Source organism: Polynucleobacter sp. IMCC 29146 (assembly GCF_021395195.1).
Taxonomy (GTDB): domain Bacteria; phylum Pseudomonadota; class Gammaproteobacteria; order Burkholderiales; family Burkholderiaceae; genus Polynucleobacter.
On the sequence record NZ_JAJVCR010000001.1, the window covers coordinates 63,838 to 86,804 of the forward strand.

Annotated in this window: 23 protein-coding genes; 5 read left to right on the plus strand and 18 right to left on the minus strand. The window is 47.2% G+C overall.

Annotation, left to right across the window (positions count from 1 at the left end):
- Positions 1-11: 11 nt before the first annotated feature.
- Complete coding sequence (locus LZT22_RS00355) at positions 12-1,199, plus strand: hypothetical protein (protein ID WP_233923081.1); 1,188 nt, start codon at positions 12-14, stop codon at positions 1,197-1,199.
- Here the strand turns inward: LZT22_RS00355 and LZT22_RS00360 are convergent.
- From LZT22_RS00360 to LZT22_RS00380, 5 genes are all read right to left on the minus strand, one after another.
- Entirely contained in the window at positions 1,196-2,155 is a 960-nt protein-coding gene (locus LZT22_RS00360) for an aspartate carbamoyltransferase catalytic subunit (RefSeq protein ID WP_233923373.1), read from the minus strand. The genes LZT22_RS00355 and LZT22_RS00360 overlap by 4 nt on opposite strands.
- Before the next feature lie 8 nt (positions 2,156-2,163).
- Complete coding sequence (gene pyrR / locus LZT22_RS00365; protein WP_233923082.1) at positions 2,164-2,721, minus strand: bifunctional pyr operon transcriptional regulator/uracil phosphoribosyltransferase PyrR; 558 nt, start codon at positions 2,719-2,721, stop codon at positions 2,164-2,166.
- Positions 2,718-3,152 (minus strand): Holliday junction resolvase RuvX, encoded by a 435-nt coding sequence (gene ruvX / locus LZT22_RS00370; RefSeq protein WP_233923083.1) that lies wholly within the window; start codon positions 3,150-3,152, stop codon positions 2,718-2,720. The genes pyrR and ruvX overlap by 4 nt, the downstream gene beginning before the upstream one ends.
- On the minus strand, positions 3,145-3,684 hold the full coding sequence (locus LZT22_RS00375) for a YqgE/AlgH family protein (protein ID WP_233923374.1): 540 nt from the start codon (positions 3,682-3,684) through the stop codon (positions 3,145-3,147). Before LZT22_RS00375 ends, ruvX begins: the two co-directional genes overlap by 8 nt.
- Positions 3,685-3,798: 114 nt before the next feature.
- The gene (locus tag LZT22_RS00380) at positions 3,799-4,590 is read right to left on the minus strand and encodes a YdcF family protein (protein WP_233923084.1); all 792 of its coding nucleotides are present in this window, start codon (positions 4,588-4,590) and stop codon (positions 3,799-3,801) included.
- A gap of 76 nt (positions 4,591-4,666) precedes the next feature.
- Here LZT22_RS00380 and LZT22_RS00385 point away from each other — a divergent pair, with 76 nt between their 5' ends.
- Positions 4,667-6,172 (plus strand): deoxyribodipyrimidine photo-lyase, encoded by a 1,506-nt coding sequence (locus tag LZT22_RS00385; protein WP_233923085.1) that lies wholly within the window; start codon positions 4,667-4,669, stop codon positions 6,170-6,172.
- A gap of 31 nt (positions 6,173-6,203) precedes the next feature.
- Positions 6,204-7,034, plus strand: a complete 831-nt coding sequence (locus LZT22_RS00390) for a symmetrical bis(5'-nucleosyl)-tetraphosphatase (RefSeq protein WP_233923086.1) — start codon at positions 6,204-6,206, stop codon at positions 7,032-7,034.
- A gap of 23 nt (positions 7,035-7,057) precedes the next feature.
- Here LZT22_RS00390 and hemL read toward each other — a convergent pair whose 3' ends face one another.
- The 10 genes from hemL to LZT22_RS00440 form a co-directional block, all read right to left on the minus strand.
- The gene (gene hemL, locus LZT22_RS00395) at positions 7,058-8,353 is read right to left on the minus strand and encodes a glutamate-1-semialdehyde 2,1-aminomutase (RefSeq protein WP_233923087.1); all 1,296 of its coding nucleotides are present in this window, start codon (positions 8,351-8,353) and stop codon (positions 7,058-7,060) included.
- Positions 8,353-8,505, minus strand: a complete 153-nt coding sequence (locus LZT22_RS00400) for a rubredoxin (protein ID WP_233923375.1) — start codon at positions 8,503-8,505, stop codon at positions 8,353-8,355. Before LZT22_RS00400 ends, hemL begins: the two co-directional genes overlap by 1 nt.
- An 83-nt stretch (positions 8,506-8,588) precedes the next feature.
- On the minus strand, positions 8,589-10,031 hold the full coding sequence (locus tag LZT22_RS00405; protein ID WP_233923088.1) for a class I SAM-dependent RNA methyltransferase: 1,443 nt from the start codon (positions 10,029-10,031) through the stop codon (positions 8,589-8,591).
- Between the two features lie 26 nt (positions 10,032-10,057).
- A complete protein-coding gene (locus LZT22_RS00410) occupies positions 10,058-10,486 on the minus strand; it encodes a CopD family protein (protein ID WP_233923089.1) in 429 nt (142 codons plus the stop codon).
- Between the two features lie 6 nt (positions 10,487-10,492).
- Positions 10,493-11,746, minus strand: coding sequence for a glutamate-5-semialdehyde dehydrogenase (locus LZT22_RS00415; protein WP_233923376.1), 1,254 nt, complete (start codon positions 11,744-11,746; stop codon positions 10,493-10,495).
- 121 nt (positions 11,747-11,867) lie between these two features.
- Positions 11,868-12,968 carry a DNA polymerase III subunit delta gene (gene holA, locus LZT22_RS00420; protein WP_233923090.1) on the minus strand — a complete coding sequence of 367 codons (1,101 nt, stop codon included), beginning with the start codon at positions 12,966-12,968 and terminating at the stop codon, positions 11,868-11,870.
- Positions 12,969-12,982: 14 nt separating this feature from the next.
- The gene (gene lptE / locus LZT22_RS00425) at positions 12,983-13,597 is read right to left on the minus strand and encodes an LPS assembly lipoprotein LptE (RefSeq protein WP_233923091.1); all 615 of its coding nucleotides are present in this window, start codon (positions 13,595-13,597) and stop codon (positions 12,983-12,985) included.
- 29 nt (positions 13,598-13,626) lie between these two features.
- Positions 13,627-16,347: a leucine--tRNA ligase gene (gene leuS, locus LZT22_RS00430; protein ID WP_233923092.1), complete on the minus strand. Its 2,721-nt coding sequence runs from the start codon at positions 16,345-16,347 to the stop codon at positions 13,627-13,629.
- Between the two features lie 11 nt (positions 16,348-16,358).
- Complete coding sequence (dapB, locus tag LZT22_RS00435; RefSeq protein ID WP_233923377.1) at positions 16,359-17,153, minus strand: 4-hydroxy-tetrahydrodipicolinate reductase; 795 nt, start codon at positions 17,151-17,153, stop codon at positions 16,359-16,361.
- A 19-nt stretch (positions 17,154-17,172) separates the two neighbouring features.
- Entirely contained in the window at positions 17,173-17,904 is a 732-nt protein-coding gene (locus LZT22_RS00440; RefSeq protein WP_370635175.1) for an outer membrane protein assembly factor BamE, read from the minus strand.
- Positions 17,905-18,008: 104 nt separating this feature from the next.
- On the opposite strand from LZT22_RS00440, the gene fur reads away from it, so the two are divergent.
- Positions 18,009-18,458 (plus strand): ferric iron uptake transcriptional regulator, encoded by a 450-nt coding sequence (fur, locus tag LZT22_RS00445; protein WP_233923094.1) that lies wholly within the window; start codon positions 18,009-18,011, stop codon positions 18,456-18,458.
- A 38-nt stretch (positions 18,459-18,496) separates the two neighbouring features.
- Here the strand turns inward: fur and gap are convergent, their stop codons facing one another.
- Positions 18,497-19,513: a type I glyceraldehyde-3-phosphate dehydrogenase gene (gap, locus tag LZT22_RS00450; RefSeq protein ID WP_233923095.1), complete on the minus strand. Its 1,017-nt coding sequence runs from the start codon at positions 19,511-19,513 to the stop codon at positions 18,497-18,499.
- 22 nt (positions 19,514-19,535) lie between these two features.
- On the minus strand, positions 19,536-21,509 hold the full coding sequence (gene tkt, locus LZT22_RS00455) for a transketolase (RefSeq protein WP_233923378.1): 1,974 nt from the start codon (positions 21,507-21,509) through the stop codon (positions 19,536-19,538).
- A gap of 67 nt (positions 21,510-21,576) precedes the next feature.
- Between tkt and LZT22_RS00460 the strand changes: the two genes are divergently transcribed.
- Entirely contained in the window at positions 21,577-22,314 is a 738-nt protein-coding gene (locus LZT22_RS00460) for a 16S rRNA (uracil(1498)-N(3))-methyltransferase (RefSeq protein ID WP_233923096.1), read from the plus strand.
- Positions 22,315-22,327: 13 nt separating this feature from the next.
- Here LZT22_RS00460 and LZT22_RS00465 read toward each other — a convergent pair whose 3' ends face one another.
- Complete coding sequence (locus tag LZT22_RS00465; RefSeq protein ID WP_233923097.1) at positions 22,328-22,948, minus strand: barstar family protein; 621 nt, start codon at positions 22,946-22,948, stop codon at positions 22,328-22,330.
- Positions 22,949-22,967 lie beyond the last annotated feature (19 nt).

Consider the following 22,967-nt stretch of genomic DNA (forward strand, 5'->3'; position numbering starts at 1 on the left):
CCGTCCTTTTTGTGCTGAAAGTTTTTCTTAAAAATAGCGCTCTAGTCATTGCAGTAATCTTAATTGCGCTAGTGAGTATTGATGGCTTAAGCTATGCGTTTATTTCAGCAAACGGCCTCAGTTTTTTTCCGCAATACAAAAAAAATCGGTTTCAAGAACAACTGAATGAAGTTGTTCATTATTTTCCCCGCGGGTATAACGTAGCCGACCCCGTGATGGGCTTTGATACTCAAAAAAATGCGACGCCCGTTGCGTTCAATATGGCAGACGGTAGCTTTGAAATTTTTTCAAACGAGCTTGGCTGCTTTGACCATCATAGCCTCGCAGAAATTAAAGCCGCCAAAGCATATGATTATTTTGCTGGTGATTCATTTACCTGGGGCTATGGCAATTATGCGCAAAACATTCCTGCGGTTTATGAAAAAAAATCAGGGCGTTTCTCGGTTAAGTGCGGCATTATTCATTCAGGCCAACAACATCAATTTGAGAAGTTTCAGCGAACTGTTAAATTGATTGGCTCTTACCCAAAGCGGGTTATTCTCGGTTTTTATGAAAATGATGTAGCTAATGATTTTGCCTACCCCCATACCACCGTCATTGAAGGATATGAAGTCGATACTTTACGCTTTGATCCGCATCGATTCCAATTAGTGCCGCGTGATATGGAAGCGGTTCGCAAAGTCATTTTAGCTGGGATCAATCCAAAATCGCAAAGCTGGATTGTGCGTACCGATGCCTGGTTAGAAAAATATTCTCTTTCTTGGAACCTAATCCAATTTGGTATTCAAAAAACTAAACCGCAGCCGCTGAGCACGATTTATGCCATTAGCGAGGGGGTTAGTTACTATAAGGATAAGGGCTACGAAACTGCCGATGTCACGAAAAAGAATCGTGCTGCAATTGAGCGTTGGATTGAAGATGCAAAAACACATCACTATGAACTTATTTTCGTTTTAATTCCACCGAAACTGCATCATGGCAATACGCAGTTTTACGGTGGCTTGCATGATTATTTAGAAGGTAAAGGCGTTCGCTTCATTGATCTCACTGAACCCTTTCATGAGTCGGGTTTGCGCTCAGAAAAACTGTATTGGATGAATGATGGGCACCTTCACAATGAAGGAAATATCTTTGTTGGCGAGTACTTAGCCAAAACAATTGGCGGGGCTAACGCTAAGACGAATAAAAAATTAAATTAATTTCCAGCCACCATTGACATCACGGCCATTCGGACGGCAATGCCAAACGTGACTTGCTGCAGAATGACTGACTGTGGGCCATCGGCTACCGCCGATTCAATTTCAACGCCCCGATTCATGGGGCCAGGATGCATTACGATAGCATCGGGTTTAGCTAAAGCAAGTCGCGCTTGCGTGAGACCAAACTGCTTAAAGAAGGCATTCCCCTCAGGAACCTGCCCCTCCTCCATGCGCTCTTTCTGAATGCGCAAGGTCATGACAACATCCACTCCTTTTAAGCCCGCTTCCATCTCATGAAAGACTTTGACACCCAGCATATCTAAATCACTGGGCAATAGACTCTCAGGTCCGATCACGCGAATTTCAGGACAACCTAAGGTAGTTAAGGCGTGGATATTCGATTTGGCTACACGACTATGCACAATATCGCCAATGATGGCGACCTTTAAATTCCGAAAATCGTGCTTAAAATGGCGCATGGTGTACATATCGAGCAAACCTTGTGTCGGATGCTGATGACTGCCATCGCCCGCATTAATCACATGCACAAAAGATGGCACATGTTGGGCAATTTCCATAGGTGCCCGCGATACATTGTGGCGCACGACTAAGATATCGGCCTGCATGGCAATTAAGTTATCGATGGTGTCGATGAGACTTTCACCCTTGGCTGTTGAAGAGGTTGAAATATCTAAATTGATGACATCGGCCGATAAGCGATTAGCCGCAATTTCAAAAGTCGTACGGGTGCGGGTCGAGTTTTCAAAAAAAAGATTGAAGACACTCTTGCCACGGAGTAATGGCACTTTTTTTACTTCGCGAGCTGGGTCGGTAACGCTCACAAATTGCTGAGCAGTATCGAGAATGTGCACAATTTGCTCTTTGGGCATTCCCTCCAAGCTTAGTAAATGCGTGAGCTCGCCTGCAGCGTTATTTTGATTAATGATGGGCTTCATATCATTGCTCATGACTTTGTTCCCGTGCTTACAACGGCGCTACGCTCTTCAATATGAAAATGAAAATGGCCAGCAGCGTCTTTTTCTAACGCTAAAATTTGCTGCTCAGGTAAGTCAATAAACTCGGCCGCAAAATCGGCAGCGATGGGTAATTCGCGTTTACCCCGATCTGCTAACACCATCAATTCCACTTGAGCTGGGCGCCCAAAATCAAATAGTTCATTTAAAGCGGCGCGCACGGTGCGTCCCGTTGAGAGCACATCATCAATCAAAATAATATGCGCGCCATTCACTTCAAAGGGTAAATGGGTTGGCATCGAGCTGGCGCTACGCATTGCGCTTAAGCCTTTTTCAGCATAATCATCGCGATGAAAGGCGACATTTATGACGCCATACTGGGGCAGCGCTAAGTCTTTTGCTAGACGCTCGGCCAGCCAGGCTCCGCCAACCGCTAGGCCAGCCAAATAAATCATATTGCCTTGGCTCGTGCTTGAAATCAGGCTTTTGCCTGCTAAGCGCGCTTGTAGTTCGCTTAATAATTTGCGGTACAACGCTTCAGCTTTCATGCTTTATTCTGCTTTACAGGGAATGGGTTTTCTTGAAAATATTGCTCAAGAATTAAACAGGCTGCATGCGAGTCTAATTGATCTTTGATCTGGGGCGCTAAATTTGGCTCATTTTCGAGCACTGCCGAGGTATAGCGCTCGTCGACCCAAGCGACTGGCAGAGCAAACCGCCCTTGCAATTGTTGGCCAAAGCGGCGTGCCTTTGCTGTCATGGCATGCTCAGCGCCATCGGGATGTACTGGTAAACCAACTGCTAAGCGTGCTGGTTGCCACTCGACTAACAGCTTTTGAATCGCCTCAAAGCCTTGGCCTGTTTGCGTCTGGGTAATTACTGGTAAAGCTTGACTGGTCTGCGTGAGGGAGTTTCCAATTGCAACACCAATGCGGCGAATTCCATAGTCAAAGGCCATGACCGTAATGGCCTCAGGCATGCCCTGCCTCTCCCGATAAATGGGATAAATCAAAGCCTAAGGATTTCATGGTGCGCTGATAACGCTCTCCGGAAGGGGTATCAAAAATAATATCAACCATACTCTCACGGGGTAGAGGCACGTTAATCCAACCATTCAGAGCGATTTCTTCTTCGAGCTGACCGGCGCTCCAGCCTGCGTAACCTAAGGTCAGCATAAACTTTTTGGGACCACGCCCTTGCGCGACCGCTTCAAGAACATCTTTTGACGTGGTCATCGTTAGTCCACCGGGAATCGAGATCGAGGAGGAGTAGGCTAAATCAGCATCGGGCTCGTGCAAGACAAAACCCCGCTCAACTTGAACTGGGCCACCAAAATAAACTGGCTGATCTAATAAAGGGGCAATTTCTAACTTGAGTTCAATTTTGTCAAATAGACTGGCTAAATCGACTTCAGTCGGTCGATTGATCACCAAGCCCATCGCCCCTCTTTCGGTATGCTCAAAGAGATAAATAACCGCACCAGCAAAATTGTCATCAACCATGCCAGGCATCGCAATTAAGAACTGATTAGCAAGATGTTCGGCTGAATAGGAGTCCGTAGACGCTGGGTCTGAAGCTGAGAAAGCTTGATTAGACGTACTCATTGACTTTCATTTTAGCAAATCCTAAATCTTTCCGGTAAGCCAATATCCCACTAAACCAACAGTTTCATGTAAAAAAGTGGCCCATTGTTGCGCCCCATGAGTGATGTCAAAACCCGTCCAATCGAGATAACTGCGAGTTTGATAGTCCACTGGAAAAGGTAAGACAGTAATGCCTTGCTGCTTAAAAATCTGGGTTGAGCGCAGCATATGGCTGGCAGAAGTCAATAAAATCCAGGGCTGGTCAGCTCCACCTGCTTCAATGAGTAGCGGCTTTAGCAGCACCGCATTTTCATAAGTATTGCGTGAACGCCCCTCAAAATAACCGCGATGAGCACCTAAACCTTGCTCTTGAATCAGTTGTTTAAAGGCCTCGGCTTCGGGCATGCCCTGCGGCGATAAGTCGCCTGAACTTCCCGTAAAGATATAAGGTAAATTGGGATACAGACGCATTAATTCAAATGCTTTGGTTGCTCGCTCGGCAGCCGAACCTAGGGAAACCTGCTGGCGATCGCTAGTGGTATCGCCGTCAATTGCCCCGCCTAAAATAATTAAGCCGCCGATCTTATCAGGCTGCAGGGCCTTTAAGTCAGTAGGCGAAATTGCATTTTCAAGCGCTCTTAAAGGCAATTCTGATAGGGGTAAATAGCCAATAATAAAAAATCCGATCAGCGTCATTTGCAGGAAGCGTTTGCAAAGTGCATATTTTCTTAAGAGCAAAAATAGCAAGGCAAATAAAACGCTAAGCAAAATCAAATTGAGCGGTTCAATGCAAAATTGGGTAATTTTGCTAGCAATAAAAAATAAGGTATCCATGAGCCTAATCTTAGTGGATATAGCTTGGCCAGTGCCGAATACACGCCATTAGCCAATTAGCTCTAAGATAGTGGCTATGAGCAATGGAACCTCCCGCAAAGGCCTCGTTTGGTTGCGCCGTGATTTACGTCTCTATGACCATGCAGCACTTAAGCATGCTTTAGCCGAGTGTCAAGCGGTCTATTTCTGCTTTATTTTTGACACCGATATTCTTGATCAGCTGCCGGGCCAACAGAGTAATCTCGGCCTTTCTAAATCTGCCCTGCTCAAGTTTGATCGACGCGTTGATTTTATTTGGCAAAGTCTTGCCGAAATCGACCTTGAATTGCGCAACCAAGGTAGTGGCTTAATTGTTCGACACGGTAAAGCTGTTGAGGAATTACCCCTGCTAGCTACAGCATTGGGAGTAAGCGCGGTGTACGCTAATAGTGACTACGAGCCATCTGCAATTGCACGTGATGTAAGCATGGCTAAAACGCTTGCTAAAAATGATATTGGCTTTTATGAATTTAAAGACCAAGTTATTTTTGAGAAAAAAGAAATTCTGACGAATTCCAATACGGTATTTTCAGTTTTTACTCCCTACAAAAATAACTGGCTGCGTAGTTTGCGTGAAATTGATTTAGCCCCGCATGACTGCCTGCCAAAAGCCGGTCAATTTGCCCGTCTTCCCAAGGCTTTCGATTTAGGACTGCCTTCATTAGCATCTTTGGGCTTTCTACCCACCGGTCTCGAGCAGTATTTGCCAGCAGGTAGTAAAGGTGGAGAATTATTTTTAAATGATTTTTTAAAGCGCATTGACCAATACCAAATTGGGCGTGATTTTCCAGCGCTAAAAGGAGTGAGCTATCTTTCAACCCATCTCCGTTTTGGGACGCTCTCCATCCGCGGTCTAGTACGTGAAGCCCATCGACGCATGTTGGCAGGGAGCTTAGGAGCAACTACCTGGCTTGGTGAACTGATTTGGCGTGATTTTTATTTTATGATTCTGGCTAATCACCCCCGCCTAGCCAATGGGGCTGCTTTTAAACCTGATTACGACAAAATAGTTTGGGAAAGTGGCCCACAAGCAAAGAAATTATTTACTGCTTGGTGCGAAGGCAAAACCGGCTACCCATTGGTAGATGCAGCAATGCACCAACTCAACCAAAGTGGTTATATGCATAATCGCTTACGCATGGTGGTAGCCAGCTTTCTCAGCAAAGATTTAGGGCTCGATTGGCGCTGGGGCGAAGCTTACTTTGCCGCCCATTTAACTGATTTTGAATTGGCTTCCAATAACGGGGGCTGGCAATGGGCGTCTTCATCGGGCTGTGACTCTCAACCCTATTTTAGAATTTTCAACCCGATTACTCAGTCAGAGCGTTTTGATGCACAAGGTAATTTTATTCGGCGCTACATACCTGCTTTAAGCAAACTCTCCAATAAATCGATTCATGCGCCATGGTTGGCTGGTCATATTGAACTTGAAGCCGCAGGAATTCTGCTTGGCCGCGATTACCCAGAACCGATCGTCGATCACGATGTCGCTAGAAAAAATACCTTAATCCGTTATAGCGTGGTGAAAAAAGTTGCCCCATAATATGTTTACTTGAAATCGTTAGAATACCCTTATGACCAAAATTTATGCGGTGGGTGATTTACAAGGCTGTTCTGCTCAGCTAGATGACCTAATGAGTATTCTGCCGGAAGGGGCTAAGCTCATTTGCTTAGGTGATTTGGTTAATCGCGGTCCCGATTCGCTGGGTACTTTACGGCGGCTGAAATCATGGCAAGAGGCAGGCAAGGTGGAGTGCATTTTAGGTAACCATGACCTGAATTTATTAGCCCGTGATGCCGGTTTGCGTGGGCCTAAGGCACTCGATACCCTCGATGACATTCTGAACGCCCCCGACCGCGCCGAGTTAATTGATTGGTTGCGCTATCGGCCAATGGCGCTGAGTAATGGCAAGGCCTTATTTGTGCACGCTGGTGTTTTACCCCAATGGGATTTACAGCAAACCCTAGAGTGTGCGAATGAAGTAGAAAAAGCCCTGCGCAAAAAAAATAATCGTGATTTTTTAGCGAATATGTATGGCAATACCCCGAATCAATGGAAATCCTCTCTCAAGGGTGTAGACCGCTTACGGGTCACGACGAATGCTCTGACCCGCCTTCGCTTTTGTACTCCACAAGGAGAAATGGAATTTGATAGTAGCGAAGGGGTTGCTACCCCACCCTTAGGTTGTGTGCCTTGGTTTAATGTACCCAGCCGCAAAACACGGAATGTGCAAATCTTTTTTGGTCACTGGTCTACGCTTGGTTTACTCGCTCGTAAAAATACTGTTTGTCTCGATACCGGCTGCGTCTGGGGGGGCAAACTAACTGCGGCTGAAATTAACAGTAGAGGCTCAAAGTTAGACTTGCTTACCGTCGATGGCTTTGATCACCCGGTAAAAATGTAATACAGGTATTTTTTTACTGCGTTTCATTTTAGCGTTTGCATTGCCTGCTCAGTAGCTACCAAGACTTTGTCGATGATGGCGTTGTCATGGGCAATCGATGTAAAGCCTGCCTCATAGGCCGAAGGCGCTAAATATACCCCCTCATTCAGCATCGCATGAAAAAATTGTTTAAATTGCTCGATGTTTGATTGAGTAACAGCAGCAAAGGAGGTGGGCACCTCTTGGGCAAAATAGATGCCGAACATACCCCCAATACTATCTACCGCAAGTGGCACACCGTGTTTTTGGGCAACGGCCTGCATGCCAGACATCAGCTTTGCAGTTTGGGTACCCAAGCAGTCAAAAAAACCTGTACGGGAAATAATTTCTAAAGTCTTTAAGCCCGCTGCTACTGCCACGGGATTACCCGATAAGGTACCAGCCTGATACACATTACCTAGGGGCGCCAGCTTTGCCATGATGTCTTTTTTACCGCCAAACGCAGCCATGGGCATGCCACCACCCATGACCTTTCCCAAACAGGTGAGATCGGGAGTTATTCCTTGTAAGGATTGTGCTCCACCCAGAGCTACACGAAAACCCGTCATCACTTCGTCGTAAATAAGTACGCTGCCATACTGCTGAGTCAAATTACGCACAGCTGCCAAAAATTCTGCTGAAGGACGAATTAAATTCATATTGCCGGCAATGGGCTCGAGAATAACTGCAGCAATTTGATTGCCGTTGCACCGAAAAGCTTCTTCAAGGGCAGCACAATCGTTGTAAGGCAAGACTATAGTGTGCTTCACCACATCTTGTGGCACACCGCTTGAGGATGGAGCATTTTGCGTTGAATCGGCAAAAGTTAATAAACCTGATCCCGCTTTAACTAAAAGACTATCGGCGTGGCCATGATAGCAACCCTCGAATTTCACAATTAGATCGCGACCCGTATAACCACGTGCTAAACGCAAAGCACTCATGGTGGCTTCTGTGCCACTAGATACCATCCGCACCTGCTCAACGCTGGGCATTAATTCACAAATACGCTCGGCTAACTCAACTTCACCGGCAGTTGGAGCCCCATAACTAAAACCAGTGGTGGCGGCCTTGTGTACCGCCTCGACCACTTCTGGATGCCCGTGCCCAACAATCATTGGCCCCCAAGACATGATGAGGTCGATATATTGTTTGCCGTCAGCGTCCCAAAAATATGGCCCCAAGGCTTTTTGAATAAACCGCGGCGTGCCGCCCACTTGCCGAAATGCCCTTACTGGTGAGTTAACTCCACCAGGGATGGTTTTTTGCGCGCGCTCAAAGAGGATTTCGTTTTGGTTCATTAAATGGCCATCATCTCAAAATCATCTTTACGGGCGCCACATTCTGGGCAAGTCCAATTCATGGGGATATCTTGCCAAAGTGTGCCAGCAGCAATGCCATCATCTGGCAAGCCAGTTGCCTCGTCATAAATCCATCCACAAATAAGACACATATATGTTTTCAATGCAAGTTACTCCAAGTACTTTTTAATTATGACAAGTCGGTTAAAAAAATCGAGGCGAAAGCACCATCAATTTACTTCGGATTCATTTTAAAACGAAATAAGCGGCACTCTAGGGGACCATTAAATAAAGGCGTGCGGCGGGACTCTTTAATCCGTAGTTGCCCAGGAAGAGCCATGTCGGTTGTTAATATAAAGACCTCCCAGCCACCAAAGTCATCTTTTAAATGCTGACCAAATTGCTGCAAGAACAGGGCAAATTGTGGGTCTAATTCAGCTTCGGCTTGTAAGGCTTTAAGCGATTCTCGGCTAGAGCGCTTAGCTCCTTGGCGGCCCGTTTCCGTATTCGCTTCATAGTAGGCGTGAACCTCATCACGATCATCTCGGTTCTCGCTATTCTCGCCTCTCCCCCCCTGAATTGCTAGACGTTCGCCATACGGTGGATTTAATAGCATGAGGGGCTCACCGCTCGACTCGCTAGCTATCGCTGGTGGCTTACTGACTAAAGCGTCAACCTGACGTACCAGAGGCATTCCTGGTAAGTGAGCACGCTGCCAATTGCCTTTACACATATTGACGAGCTGCTCATTAATATCGCTGCCGCTAATGCATAAACTTTGCGCTGTCGGAAAACGCTGTTGGCCCTCCGCCATCTGAGCTAGAGCGGCAAGACAAATATTTTCCCAATGCTGTAATTCGGTTTGCACCATAAATGGTTTTAAGCGCTGAAATCCAAAACCATCCGCGGCATTGACTAGTGGGCGATAGGCTAAGCGACTTGGTTTTGGGGTCGCCTTACCTTGACGCTCATATAAACCCGCCCGCATTGCGCCTGCTGGCACCTGCAAAGCAATTTGTGCAGCTTCAATTAAAAAAGTACCGCTGCCGCACATTGGATCAAATAAGGTTTGCCCTGCTTGCCAGCCTGTAAGGGTCAAAATACCTGCTGCTAAATTCTCTTTTAAAGGTGCGTCACCTTTCTCATCGCGCCAGCCTCTTTTAAATAAAGCTTCCCCGGAAGTATCGAGATAGACCGTTAATTGAGTTGCACTTAAATGCGCCTGAACGCGCACTTGCGGAAATGCAGTATCAATATTCGGGCGCTCACCACTCACTTCTCGCAGCCGATCGACAATCGCATCTTTAATTCGTAAGGTAGCGAAATTTAAACTTTTTAATGGTGAACGATGCGCCGTTACGTCAACCCGCAAAGTTTGTTGGGCACTAAACCAGTCTTCCCAAGCTAAACCGCGCGTTAAGCGATATAAATCATCCTCTTGGCGATAACTCGCTTCAGCCAGTTGTAACAACACTCGGCTAGCAATTCGCGCATGCAGGTTTAAGACCATCGCCCCTGCTAATGGGGCTGCTAAGCCAACTCCTCCCGTGGGGCTCGTGGGCGCTGGATCAATCAACCATTGCCCTAGGGCCTTAGCTGCTGGCATGCTAGCAATGGTATTTAATTCCTGCGTTAAGGCGCCCTCAAGGCCGCCTGGGCAAACTACGAAAAAGCGCATGGGTCTCGCATGAAAAAATATCTCTTTTATAAAGGTTTGATGACAACTAGCGCAACCACCACAAGTAATAAGATAACGGGCGCTTCATTAAACCAGCGATACCATCGATGCGAATGGGTATTGGTACCTAAGCGAAACTGTTTTAATAATTTTCCGCAGGCATGGTGATAACCCAAAATAATTAACACAAAGAAAATTTTAAGATGCATCCATGTCATGCCCATGCCAATGCCAAAATAGAGCCACAGCAATAAGCCCAAAAGAACCGCTGGCACCATCAAAATGGTCATAAACCGATAGAGACGCCCCGCCATTCCTAATAAACGCTCGTAGGTCTTAGGGTCAGCTTCGCTGGCTAAATTAACAAAGATACGCGGCAAATAAAATAAACCTGCAAACCATGAAGTAATTAAAACGATATGGAATGTTTTAGTCCAAAGATAAGCGTTCCCCATAAGATCTTAACTACGAATTTCGCCATGACCTAGCACCACATACTTGAGTGATGTGAGGCCATCAAGCCCAACTGGGCCGCGGGCATGGAGTTTGTCATTGGAAATACCAATTTCTGCGCCGAGCCCATATTCAAAGCCATCGGCAAAGCGGGTGCTGGTGTTCACCATCACACTAGCACTATCGACTTCGCGCAAGAATCGTTGTGCATGTGCCTCATTTTGCGTGAGAATGGCGTCAGTATGTTTGCTGCCATAGTGCTCAATATGCTCGATCGCTTCATCTAAATTAGCTACGGTTTTAATCGATAAAATTGGGGCTAAATATTCGGTGTGCCAATCTTCCTCTTGCGCATCGACTAGATTATTAAAATTGGCGCCCTCGAGCGTTTGACGAGTTGCTGCATCGACCCGTAGCTCAACCCCTTTGGCTTGATAAATGCCACATAAGGTCGGCAAGACTTTAGGTGCGATAGCAGCATTAACCAATAATGACTCCATCGCGTTACACGGCGCGTAGCGTTGGGTCTTCGCGTTATCGCAAACGCGCACGGCTAAATCGAGATCTGCATCAGCATCAATATAAATGTGGCAAATCCCGTCGAGATGCTTAATCATCGGCACTCGTGCCTCGGCCATTAAGCGGGCAATTAAACGCTTGCCGCCACGCGGCACAATCACATCGATATATTCATTCATGGTGATCATTTCACCGACTGCACTGCGATCAGTTGTGCTTACCACCTGCACTGCATCCTGCGGCAATTGGGCTGCACTTAAGCCCCTTTGGATTAAGCTGGCTAACAATGTATTCGATTCAATGGCTTCAGAACCGCCGCGTAAAATTACAGCATTACCGGTCTTTAAACATAATGCTGCCGCATCAATCGTGACATTCGGACGTGATTCATAAATAATGCCAATTACGCCTAAAGGTACGCGCATTTGTCCCACTTCAATTCCTGATGCCTGTTTTTTGTAGGGCGTAACACTGCCAATGGGATCATCTAGAGTAATGATTTTCTCGAGCCCCAAAGCCATCGTTTCAATCGATTTTTCACTCATGGTGAGGCGATCAATAAACGCAGCATCTTGGCCATTTTTTTGCGCTCTAGCAATGTCTAGTCGATTAGCAGTAAAAATCGCCGGAACTTCCTGACGAATGGCTTTGGCTATGTCGGCAAGGGCCTGATTTTTTTGCGCCGTACTGGCTCTGGCCATGATGCGGGCAGCAGCGCGGGCGCGCTGGCCAATGTCTTGCATCAGAGCTCGAATGGATTCTTGGGGTATTACGCTGGCTTGCACTGTGTCCTCTTATTGACGGCAATTGAACTTCAATACCCTAATTATTCACTATCCGACTGGGAGAGCGGAAATTACCGCCTTAGCGGAGTAAATGACCCACTAGACGTAAGCCGTCCCAGGGGTCGGCGGGTAATTCAGCGGCCGCAAGGCCTTTTGCTTGACGATCGAGGCCAGCGGCAACCTGAATAGCGCGCCTTAGCGCCTTAGCGCCAATGCGACGCAATGCTGCGGGGTAAAGCTTTTCACGGGTGCCCCAAATACGATAAGTTTTCAGTAATTGTTGAACCGACTCACCTTTGTCAGTAGCTACCTTTAACTTCGCTAACAAACGCAATTCTTCGGTCACGCTCCATAAAATCAATGGCAAAGGCTCGCCTTCGCCCTTTAGCCCATCTAGCATGCGATTCAAGCGGGCCAAATCACCTGCCAACATTGCTGCTGTTAATTCGAAAATATCATAACGCGCTACCTTCAAAATTGCGGCCCGAATCTCTGCCTCACTTAACTGACCTTCTGGATAAAGCAAACCCAACTTCTGAATTTCTTGATGCGCGGCGATTAAATTCCCTTCCACCTGATCCACCATAAACTCTAAAGCGCGTTGCCCAGCTGGACCAGCCTCGACCGCTTGACCTTGTTTTTTTAAGCGGGCTGCAATCCAATGCGGTAAATAGGAGCGCTCCAGCGAATCGACTTGCACAACCATACCTGCAGCATCGAGGGCGCTAAACCAAGAGGAGGTTTTAGTTTTTGCATCAATCCGCGGCAAAACAATACACACTACTGTTTCCGGTAGTTCTGGATTCGTTTGTTGCGCCACTATTTGGGCAGCAAATTGTTTTAAGGCTTCAGCGCCATCGCGTCCAGGTTTGCCGCTAGGAATGCGCAACTCCAACCAGCGTTTATCTCCAAACAAAGACATCGTCTGTCCAACGCTTAGTAATTGACTCCAATCGAAATACCGTTCGTGCATCAATATCTCACGCTCGGTATAGCCGATTTTTTTTACTGTCGCGCGTAATTGATCCATCGCCTCCATGAGTAAAAGAGGTTCATCTCCTGATAACACATACAAACCCTGCACCTGCGCTTTGCTTCCTCCCCCTGACTTTGCCGCTGTTGCCGCTGTTGCCGCTGCTAAGCCACTCATGTGCGCTTGCAAGGCATCAATTTTTATCATCGCCTACAGTTACTTTAGGGTTTAGTTGGTGAGGCGGGAGGAGCAGCCATATTGGGTGTCACAGATGAGGCTGGAGGTACAACCGGTGCAACTGCTGGAGCTTGCAACATCCGTGCTGAAGCCGCCACACGACGGAGCATTTGCAAGGCCAGATCACGACGCATCAACTGTAAAAACTGTTGTTGTTGGAAATCGGCCGATAACACTGTGGAGACCGTAAAGTCCATATCGCGAGTTACATAAATTTCAGCTTCGGGAACAATTTCTACGCCAGTGGTATCAAAGGCCCTAAATATCACTCGCGTTGTCAGCCGATAAGCGGTAATTTGCCCGGTGGCGTTATAAGTCAAGATATCGCGCGAATTCAGCTCACTTACAACTTCTAAAATTAAATCAGCTTCGCGAGCATTATTAACAATTCTGGCATTACTACCAGTGGTAATTGCAGTTTCTAAATCGGCTCGCAAACCAATCGATACTGGTCCACTGATGTATATCGCTTTGAAAGGTAAATTAACCGCCCCGCGCATCTGAAAACCGCACGCGCCTAAGCCCATTAAAGTGGTGCTGGTAACTGCACACAATCCAATGAGATAATTTAATGCTTGGCGGCGCGCCAACAGAGTCATGGTCTTTATCCTAATTTAAATGTTCATCGCTAAACAACGATATTAACTAATCGGCCCGGCACTACAATGACTTTTTTTGCCGACCCACCGTTTAGAGCACGCAATGCCGCATCACTGGCTAAAGCTGCAGTTTCAATTTCCGCTGTAGATGCCTTCATGCCTATATGAATTTCACCACGGTGCTTGCCATTAATTTGCAAGACTAAGGTGACCTCTGTTTGTATTAAGGCGGCTTCATCGACTTCAGGCCAAGCGGCATCTAAAATTTCACCTTGCACTTTGGCATACCCTAACTGTTGCCACAACACATGCGTGAGATGGGGCACGATAGGATAAAGAATTTTTAACAATAGGCCTAAGCATTCAGTTAATACTCTCGGACTGATCTGACTGCTATCGGTATTAATTTTGATTGGCTCAAGCAAATTCAGCATCTTCATGGCTGCTGACACGACCGTATTATATTGCCGCCGCTGATAATCAAAATTGGCTTGCTTCAAGATGGTATACATTTCGCGCCGCAACTGCGTCTCGGCTGCAGTATAAGTTTGCTCTACAAGATTAGTGTGGTCCGCCTGATTGACTGCGGCAATGGTGCTCGCCAGACTATTGGCGTAAAGCCATAAACGCCGCAAGTAACGTGCGGCCCCCTCAACGCCAGCCCCTGACCATTCGAGTTGTTGCTCGGGGGGCGCGGCAAACATTGTAAATAAACGCGCCGTATCTGCGCCATATTGATCAATTAAGGCCTGTGGATCAACACCGTTATTTTTACTCTTAGCCATTTTCTCAATACCACCAATGACGACCTGATGGTTTAGTTCTGTGGGCTTGATGTGTGCTGAATTTTTTAAGCGTGCGCCAGTCGGGCGTCCCTTTTCATCAAGTGTTAATTCAATATCCTCTGGATTACGCCAAATCTTTTTACCATTCGCATCTGCGGTGTAATAGGTTTCATTTAACACCATGCCTTGCGTCAATAAATTTTGAAACGGTTCGGCATATTCAACTAAGCCTAAATCGCGCATGACCATGGTCCAAAATCGCGCGTACAGCAAATGTAAGATTGCATGCTCAATGCCGCCAATGTATTGATCCATCGGCATCCAATATGCCGTACGCGCATCAACCATCGTGCTAGCCTGGGGGCTCGCGTAGCGCATGAAATACCAAGATGAATCGACAAAGGTATCCATGGTGTCAGTTTCACGGCGGGCTGGTTTGCCGCACCGAGGACAAGTCACTGCTAAAAATGCGGGGTGCTTATTTAACGGATTGCCACTGCCATCAGGTACGCAATCTTCTGGCAATACAACCGGTAAATCGGCTTCTGGCACAGGTACTGCACCACATCCTGGATGCTGCTCATCACCACAATGAATCATCGGAATGGGAGTGCCCCAATACCGCTGCCGCGAAATGCCCCAATCACGCAAACGATAGGTAGTCTTCATTTCACCTAGGCCTTTAGCTGCTAAATCGGCTGCTACAGCTTTGACCGCTTCTGCAAAAGACATGCCATCATATTTACCGCTATTTAAACAAACAATACCGTCCTTTTGTGCATACCAGTCTTGCCAATGGCTTAAATTAAATAAGGATGATGGTGTTTTTAAGGCGATGACTTGTTTGATGGGTATTTGGTACTTTAAGGCAAAGGCGAAATCGCGTTCATCGTGCGCTGGGACTCCCATGACTGCGCCATCGCCATAACTCATCAGGACATAATTACCAACCCACACTGGTACTTGCTCATGCGTCAGTGGATGGGTGACATACAGCCCGGTAAACATGCCCTCTTTTTCTTGGGTCGCTAAATCAGCTTCAATGACACTGCCTTTTTTGCATTTTTCAATAAAGGCGGCTAAAGCGGGATTATTTTTGGCCGCCACTGTTGCCAATGGATGTTCAGCAGCTACTGCACAAAAGGTTACGCCCATGATCGTATCGGCGCGGGTCGTATAGACATACAGTTTGCCGTCCATAATTGGCTTACGCGCTGCATCATTTGTATCTTCAGCAATGTCGTGCAAGAAAGCAAAGCGCACACCGTGGCTTTTACCAATCCAATTTTGTTGCATGATTTTGACGCGCTCTGGCCAGCCTAAATCATCTAATCCACTCAGCAGTTGATCGGCATAGGCAGTGATGTTGAGGTAATAGCCAGGTATTTCCCGTTTTTCAACCAATGCACCAGAACGCCAGCCGCGGCCATCAATCACTTGCTCATTCGCTAAGACGGTTTGATCGACTGGATCCCAATTTACAATTTGGGTCTTGCGGTAAGCAATGCCTTTTTCGAGCATCTTTAAAAACAGCCATTGGTTCCAGCGATAGTAATCTGGTTGGCAAGTTGCTAACTCACGTGACCAATCAATTGCTAAGCCCATCGCGACCATTTGCTTTTTCATATAAGCAATGTTTTCCATGGTCCACTTCGCTGGTGGCACGTTATTTTGCATCGCGGCGTTTTCGGCAGGCATGCCAAATGCATCCCAGCCCATTGGCATCAAGACGTTGTAGCCCTGCATACGCAATTGACGCGCCATTACATCATTAATGGTGTAGTTACGTACGTGGCCCATATGCAATTTGCCTGAGGGATAAGGCAACATGGAACAGGCATAAAACTTGGGCTTAGGCTGGCCTGTTCGATTTAAGGCGTGCTCTATAACCAAGTAGGCATTGCTCGCAGCCCAATCGGCCTGTGCTGCGGCCTCAATGGCACGGTAATCATAATCCGGGGTCATCGTGTGCGGGCTTATATTCCTAATACATCTTGCATATCAAATAAGCCCACAGCTTGGGTTTGCAAAAACTGCGTGGCGCGTAAGGCACCTTGTGCATACGATTGCCGACTAGTCGAGTGATGGCGAATTTCGATCTGCTCGCCTTCGCCAATAAAAAATACGCTGTGGTCGCCCACAATATCGCCGCCACGCATCGCCGAAAATCCAATACTGTCAGGCTTGCGCGCGCCAGTATGACCTGCGCGTGCATAAACAGCGATGTCAGAAAGCTTTTTGCCTAAGCCGCTAGCAATCACCTCACCCATTTTCAGTGCGGTTCCTGAAGGGGCATCAACCTTGTGACGATGATGGGCTTCGGTAATTTCTATATCGTATCCCTTGCTCAATAAGCGCGTAGCTTCAGCCAGAATTTTAAGAGTTGCATTAACCCCAAGACTCATATTAGGCGCCATCACAATGGCAATTTTTTTTGCCGCTGCAGTGAGGGTATTGAGTTGCTCAGCAGTAAAGCCCGTAGTGCCAATGACCATTTTTACTTTTGTCTGTAGGGCAAAAGTGAGGTGCTGCAAAGTACCTTCCGGCCTCGTAAAGTCGATTAAACAGTCGGCTTGCCTAAGGCCCTGCGCGATATCAGTAGTAATAATAACGCCCGTTTTTTTGCCTAAAAACGCCCCCGCATCTTCACCCACTTGAGGGGTAGTGGCCTGCTCTAAAGCACCCACCAACTGCAGCTGGGGGTTGCCAAGAATGGCTTCAATTAGCATGCGACCCATGCGACCGGTTGCACCGGCAACGGCAATTTTGATAGTGGACTGTGTCATAAGCTTATTTTGCTTGAATATTGCTTGGAGGAGCAGTTGGATCGGGCATATCACCAGAACGGATATTGGTGACGACGGGCGCATCGGGAAGTGATGTTATCGGCACAACCCCAGAAGACTGGGCTGCCTTAGTTGCTTCGGCTGCCTTGGCAGCATTTTCTATAGCGATGGTTTGACTTAGCTCTTTCTCAAGAGGGCCGGCCGACTGCGGTGTTCTAAAGGGGGTCAAGGTACCCTCATTACCGGTAATGGGTCCACCTTGAGGGAGGCCTTGCACCAGCAGCTCTGGCTCTGCTACCGGCGCTGGACCTTTATTTGTGCCGGTTAAGTATTGCCAAAAAGTGCGCTTGCGTTTGGCATAGTTGTCGATTTCGGCAACCAACTCAGTTTCGGTTGGCAAAGCGTTACCTTCAAATTTAATAACTTTATTATCGGCAAAAATAATCGTCACTAGACGTTCCTGGCTAATTTTTTGACCTTCACGTTTAAATTCAAAGACGTAATCCCAGCGATTAGCATGAAAATAATCGGCCAATAAAGACGTACCCATAATTTGTTGTACTTGTTCGCGAGTTAAACCCAGCTGCAGTTTGGCGTACTGCTCACTAGAAATAAAATTGCCCTGCACCACGTCGGGCACATAAGGCCTAAAAATGCGATTAACCCAGTCGCGCTGAACATTTTCTACGCTTGGAATACAGCCGCTGAGGACGAAAACACTAGCCAAAGAACCCACTATGAGGGGACTAAGGAAAATCCTTAAAGCGCGAAGAAAACAGAAAAAACACATTTGCGTGGCAAGCCGTATCATTAAGTGTTTGATTTTAGCGCTTGCTTGATATGAACCACTCGACCACCCCTTCTAACCTCCGTGAAATTGGCCTGAAAGCCACTGGGCCAAGGATGAAGATTTTGCACTTTTTCCACCAAAATCCAGCCTCCCACTTCAGTGCCGAAGAGGTATTTATGGCCCTGACCCAAGAAGACCAAGAAATTGGCTTAGCTACCGTCTACCGGGTCTTAACCCAATTTGAACAAGCTGGCCTCTTATTACGTAGCCATTTTGAATCGAGCAAAGGCGATAGCCGAGCCATTTATGAATTAAACGAGGGTAACCATCATGACCATTTAGTGTGTCTTGACTGTGGTCATGTCGAAGAATTTGTTGATGAAGCAATTGAGCGCCGCCAAAAAGATATTGCTAAAAATCTTGGCTTTAAATTGCAGGAGCACAGCTTAGCGATGTATGGGCATTGCCAAAAAAAGAACTGTCGCAATAAATTAAAATAGACGTCGCCCCGATGCTGCAAGCTTGAATTGCTCTGATGCTAGTGAGCAGCCATGAGCGCTTCCGCGGCATTTAGCATTTGGGTTGAGTAACCCCACTCATTGTCGTACCAAGCCAAGACCTTCACTAATTTACCGTCCGCCGATACGCGAGTTTGAGTAGAGTCATAAATACTGGGGCGCGGATCATGATTAAAGTCGATGGAGACTAAAGGCAGCGTATTAAAACCTAAAATGCCTTTTAATTCGTTTTCACTCGCAGCTTGCAAAATCGCATTGACTTCAGCTACCGTGGTTGCGCGCTTGGGCACAAAGGTGAGATCGACGACTGAAACATTAATGGTTGGGACCCGCATAGCAAACCCATCAAAGCGCCCTACCAATTCAGGTAAAACTAAGCCAATGGCTTTTGCGGCACCGGTTTTGGTAGGAATCATGCTGCTCACTGCAGAGCGAGCGCGGCGCATATCCTTGTGATACACATCGGTTAACACTTGATCGTTGGTAAATGCATGAATCGTCGTCATCAAGCCCGATTCAATACCAATTTTTTCAAGCAAAGGCTTTACTAATGGCGCCAAGCAATTGGTTGTGCAACTCGCATTTGAGACCACGATATCAGTTGGTTTTAAGACCGCTTGATTGACGCCATACACAATCGTCGCATCCACATCTTTTTCACCGGGCGCTGAGATTAAAACCTTCTTGGCGCCTTGCTGTATATGCACTAGCGCTTTCTCTTTGGAGGTAAATTTACCGGAGCACTCGAGAACTAAATCGACGCCTAATTCTCCCCAAGGGGTTTCGAGCGGATTGCGAGTCGAAAACATCTTGATACGATCGCCATTGACGATCATGTCATTGCCATCAATATCAACCTGCAGAGGAAAACGGCCGTGGGCCGAATCATATTGGGTTAAGTGGGCATTGACATCTAGACTGCCCATAGCATTAATTGCCACAATTTGGATGTCGCGTCTGGGTTGCTCTTCGTACAACGCGCGCAAGACCATTCTACCAATGCGCCCATAGCCATTAATTGCAATTCGAATTGTCATGCTAGTTCCTTATTCTCTTTACCTAATCGTGCTTGGCAATACATTGCTGCACTGTTTTACTAATTTGTTCTACTGTCAAGCCAAAATAAGCATACAGCTCGGGGGCTGGCGCCGATTCACCGAAGGTATCAACACCATGTACCGCAGCACAACCATACTTCCACCAAAAATCAGTTACTCCAGCTTCAATAGCAATGCGGGGTACTTGAGGTGGTAACACTTGCGACTTATACGTGGTACTTTGTTGATCAAAGAGCTTGGTGCATGGCATCGATACCACCCGAATTGAGCGGCCTTGCTGAGTAAGCGCAGCAGCAGTTTGTAAAGCTAGACCAACTTCTGAGCCTGTAGCCATAATGACTGCATCGAGTTTGCCCTTGCCATCTTGTAATACGTAAGCGCCACGTTGAATCTGGGCAATTTGCTGCGCACTACGAGGTACAAAGGGGCAATTTTGCCGGCTGAAAATTAATGCGCTCGGACCATTTTGGCGCTCGAGGGCTGTGCCCCAAGCAACTGCACTTTCGGTCGTGTCACATGGGCGCCAGACCATTAAATTCGGTATTAAACGTAAGCTGGCAACTTGCTCGATCGCTTGATGCGTTGGCCCATCTTCACCCAAGCCAATCGAGTCGTGTGTAAACACAAATAAGACCCGAATTTTCATGAGTGCTGCCATGCGAATAGCATTGCGACTGTAATCGGAAAAAGTTAAAAATGTCCCACCAAAAGGAATATAGCCGCCATGCAATGCCATCCCATTCATGATGGCGCTCATACCAAATTCGCGAACCCCATAATTAATATGGTTGCCCCACTGATTGGCGCGAACGGGTTTACAAGCATTCCAATTGGTTAAATTAGAACCCGTTAAATCGGCTGAACCCCCTATTAGCTCTGGAACAGCGGGGGCTAAGGCGGTGATGGCATTTTGACTTGCTTTGCGCGTCGCAATTGTTTCCGCCTTGCTTTGACAGAGGGCAAGATAATCACTTAAAGTTTTAGCGAAGTTATTGGCTAGCTTGCCTTGCATGCGGCGTTGCAATTCTGCTGCTAACTCGGGGTAGGCTTGGCGATACGCGGCAAATTGTTTTTCCCAACTGGCTTGTGCAGCTTTACCGCGCGCTTGAAAATTCCACGCAGCTAATAAATCTTGCGGGATCTCAAATGGGGCATGTGGCCATTCCAGCGCTACGCGCGTGGCGGCGATTTCCTCTGCACCCAATGGCGAACCATGCACTTTATCGCTACCAGCCATATTCGGTGAACCATAACCGATGGCGGTTTTACAGCAAATTAGTGTTGGCTTATCACTCTGTTTAGCCTGCTCTAAAGCGCGCGAGACGGCGGCGGCATGATGGCCATCGACATTACGCAGGACATTCCAACCGTAGGCTTCAAAACGTTGTGGCGTATCTTCACTAAACCAAGGACCTACTTTGCCATCGATGGAAATGCCATTGTCATCCCACAGCGCAATTAACTTACTCAGTTTTAAGGTACCAGCTAAGGCACAAGATTCATGGCTGATACCTTCCATTAAACAACCGTCACCTAAAAATGCATAGGTGTAATGATCAATGATGTCAAACCTCGGGCGATTAAATTCTTCGGCTAATAATTTTTCAGCTAAGGCCATACCTACCGCATTAGAAATTCCTTGGCCTAATGGCCCTGTCGTAGTCTCAACCCCTACGGTAATACCGAACTCGGGATGGCCTGGAGTTTTACTATGCAACTGCCGAAAGTTTTTTAATTCGCTAATGGGTAAGTCATAGCCAGAAAGATACAACAAGGAATACAGCAACATCGAGCCATGACCATTTGACAGTACAAAGCGGTCGCGATTGAGCCACTGTGGATCGCTCGGGTTGTGTTTTAAATGTTGATCCCAGAGTGCTACAGCAATATCGGCCATCCCCATAGGCATTCCAGGATGACCCGAGTTGGCTTGTTGGACTGCATCCATTGCTAAATGCCGAATGGCATTCGCCATGCGGATTTGTAATATTGCATTTGGGGGAGTTGGCATCGTAAGTATGGATTTCGCTATATATTAGGTAATGCCTCAATTTTATCTTCCCCCGCCTTGGACTCCCGAAAAACCGCTGAACTTATCCACTGAATTAGTGCACCACCTGCGGGTGCGGCGCATTCAAACCGGTGAAACTATCCCCATTTTTGATGGTGCAGGCATGGTGGCCAAAGCCACTATTCTTGAATTAGGAAATAAATCAGGCTTGGCTTCCCTGAGCGCTATTCGCTTAGATCGGCAGCGCGAAGCCCCTTATGCCATTACGCTGGCGCAAGCCTTAGCAGGGGGCGACAAAATGGATTGGATTGTGGAAAAAGCGGTTGAGACTGGTGTGCAATCGATCGTGCCCTTGCAATGTGAGCGCTCGCTATTAAAGTTGCTGCGGCCAAGCGATGCAGAACGGGCGGAAAAACGGCGTCTGCATTGGGCAGGCATTGTGCAAGCCGCTTGTGAGCAATGCGACCGTACCGTCTTGCCCACCCTAGAGCCCATTCAGAGTTTTGAGTCCTTCTTGACAACCAAGCCAGCGCCCGTTTTAAAACTATTACTCAGCCCCGATGCTAAAGTGCATTTGGCCGATGTTTTGGCTGCTACCCCACCGCAAAATTGTATTTTGATGATTGGACCTGAGGGTGGTCACTCGCCAGCTGAAGAAACACTAGCCATAGCTGCAGGCTACCAATTGCTGTCTTTAGGAGAGCGAATTTTGCGCACAGAAACTGCTGGAATTGTGGCGATTACAACCGTACATGCAATCTGGCGCTAATGACCTCAGCAGCTTAGGCGAAAGAATAAAATACGCGATAAGGCACGCGACGCTCCGACCAAAAATCAACTGCGTCACGGAAAACATCGAGTAAGGTTTCGCGCGCCTCTTTGTCGAACTTTTGTGTGCAAGGCAAGCCTTCGAGCACCACCACAAAGCCTGGCTGTGGACCCGCTTTATCGACCAAAGTAGTTAAAGCATCTAACAATGGGTCAAAATTCTTCGCCTGCTGTTTAGTAAACATATAGGCATTGGCAATCGACTCCAGCACTTCGCCTTTGGTCATCGCTTGCGCACAATTGGTATACACAAAGTGTTGCCCAAGCTCACTAGCAGCCTCCATGAGGTCGTTAGTCCGAAAAGCTCGGATCGATTGCACAATATTGGGACGCACACTACGTAGCATGGCAGGAGGTCCTGCGTCCCGAATGGCTAAAGCTGCACGCCAAGAAGCTGTCACTTTTTTCCCCAAAACTTGATTTGCTGCAAAGGTTTGTAAATGAGATAAACCGCCCTGCGCATAAATGCTGGCGGCCGAAGATTCAATTTCAGTTCGGTCGCTGTTATCCCATTGTTCCGCACGGCTATGGTCTTCTAAGCTTGCTGAAGAGTTATTTTCAGGAAGTGTATTCATAATGACTATAAGATTACCC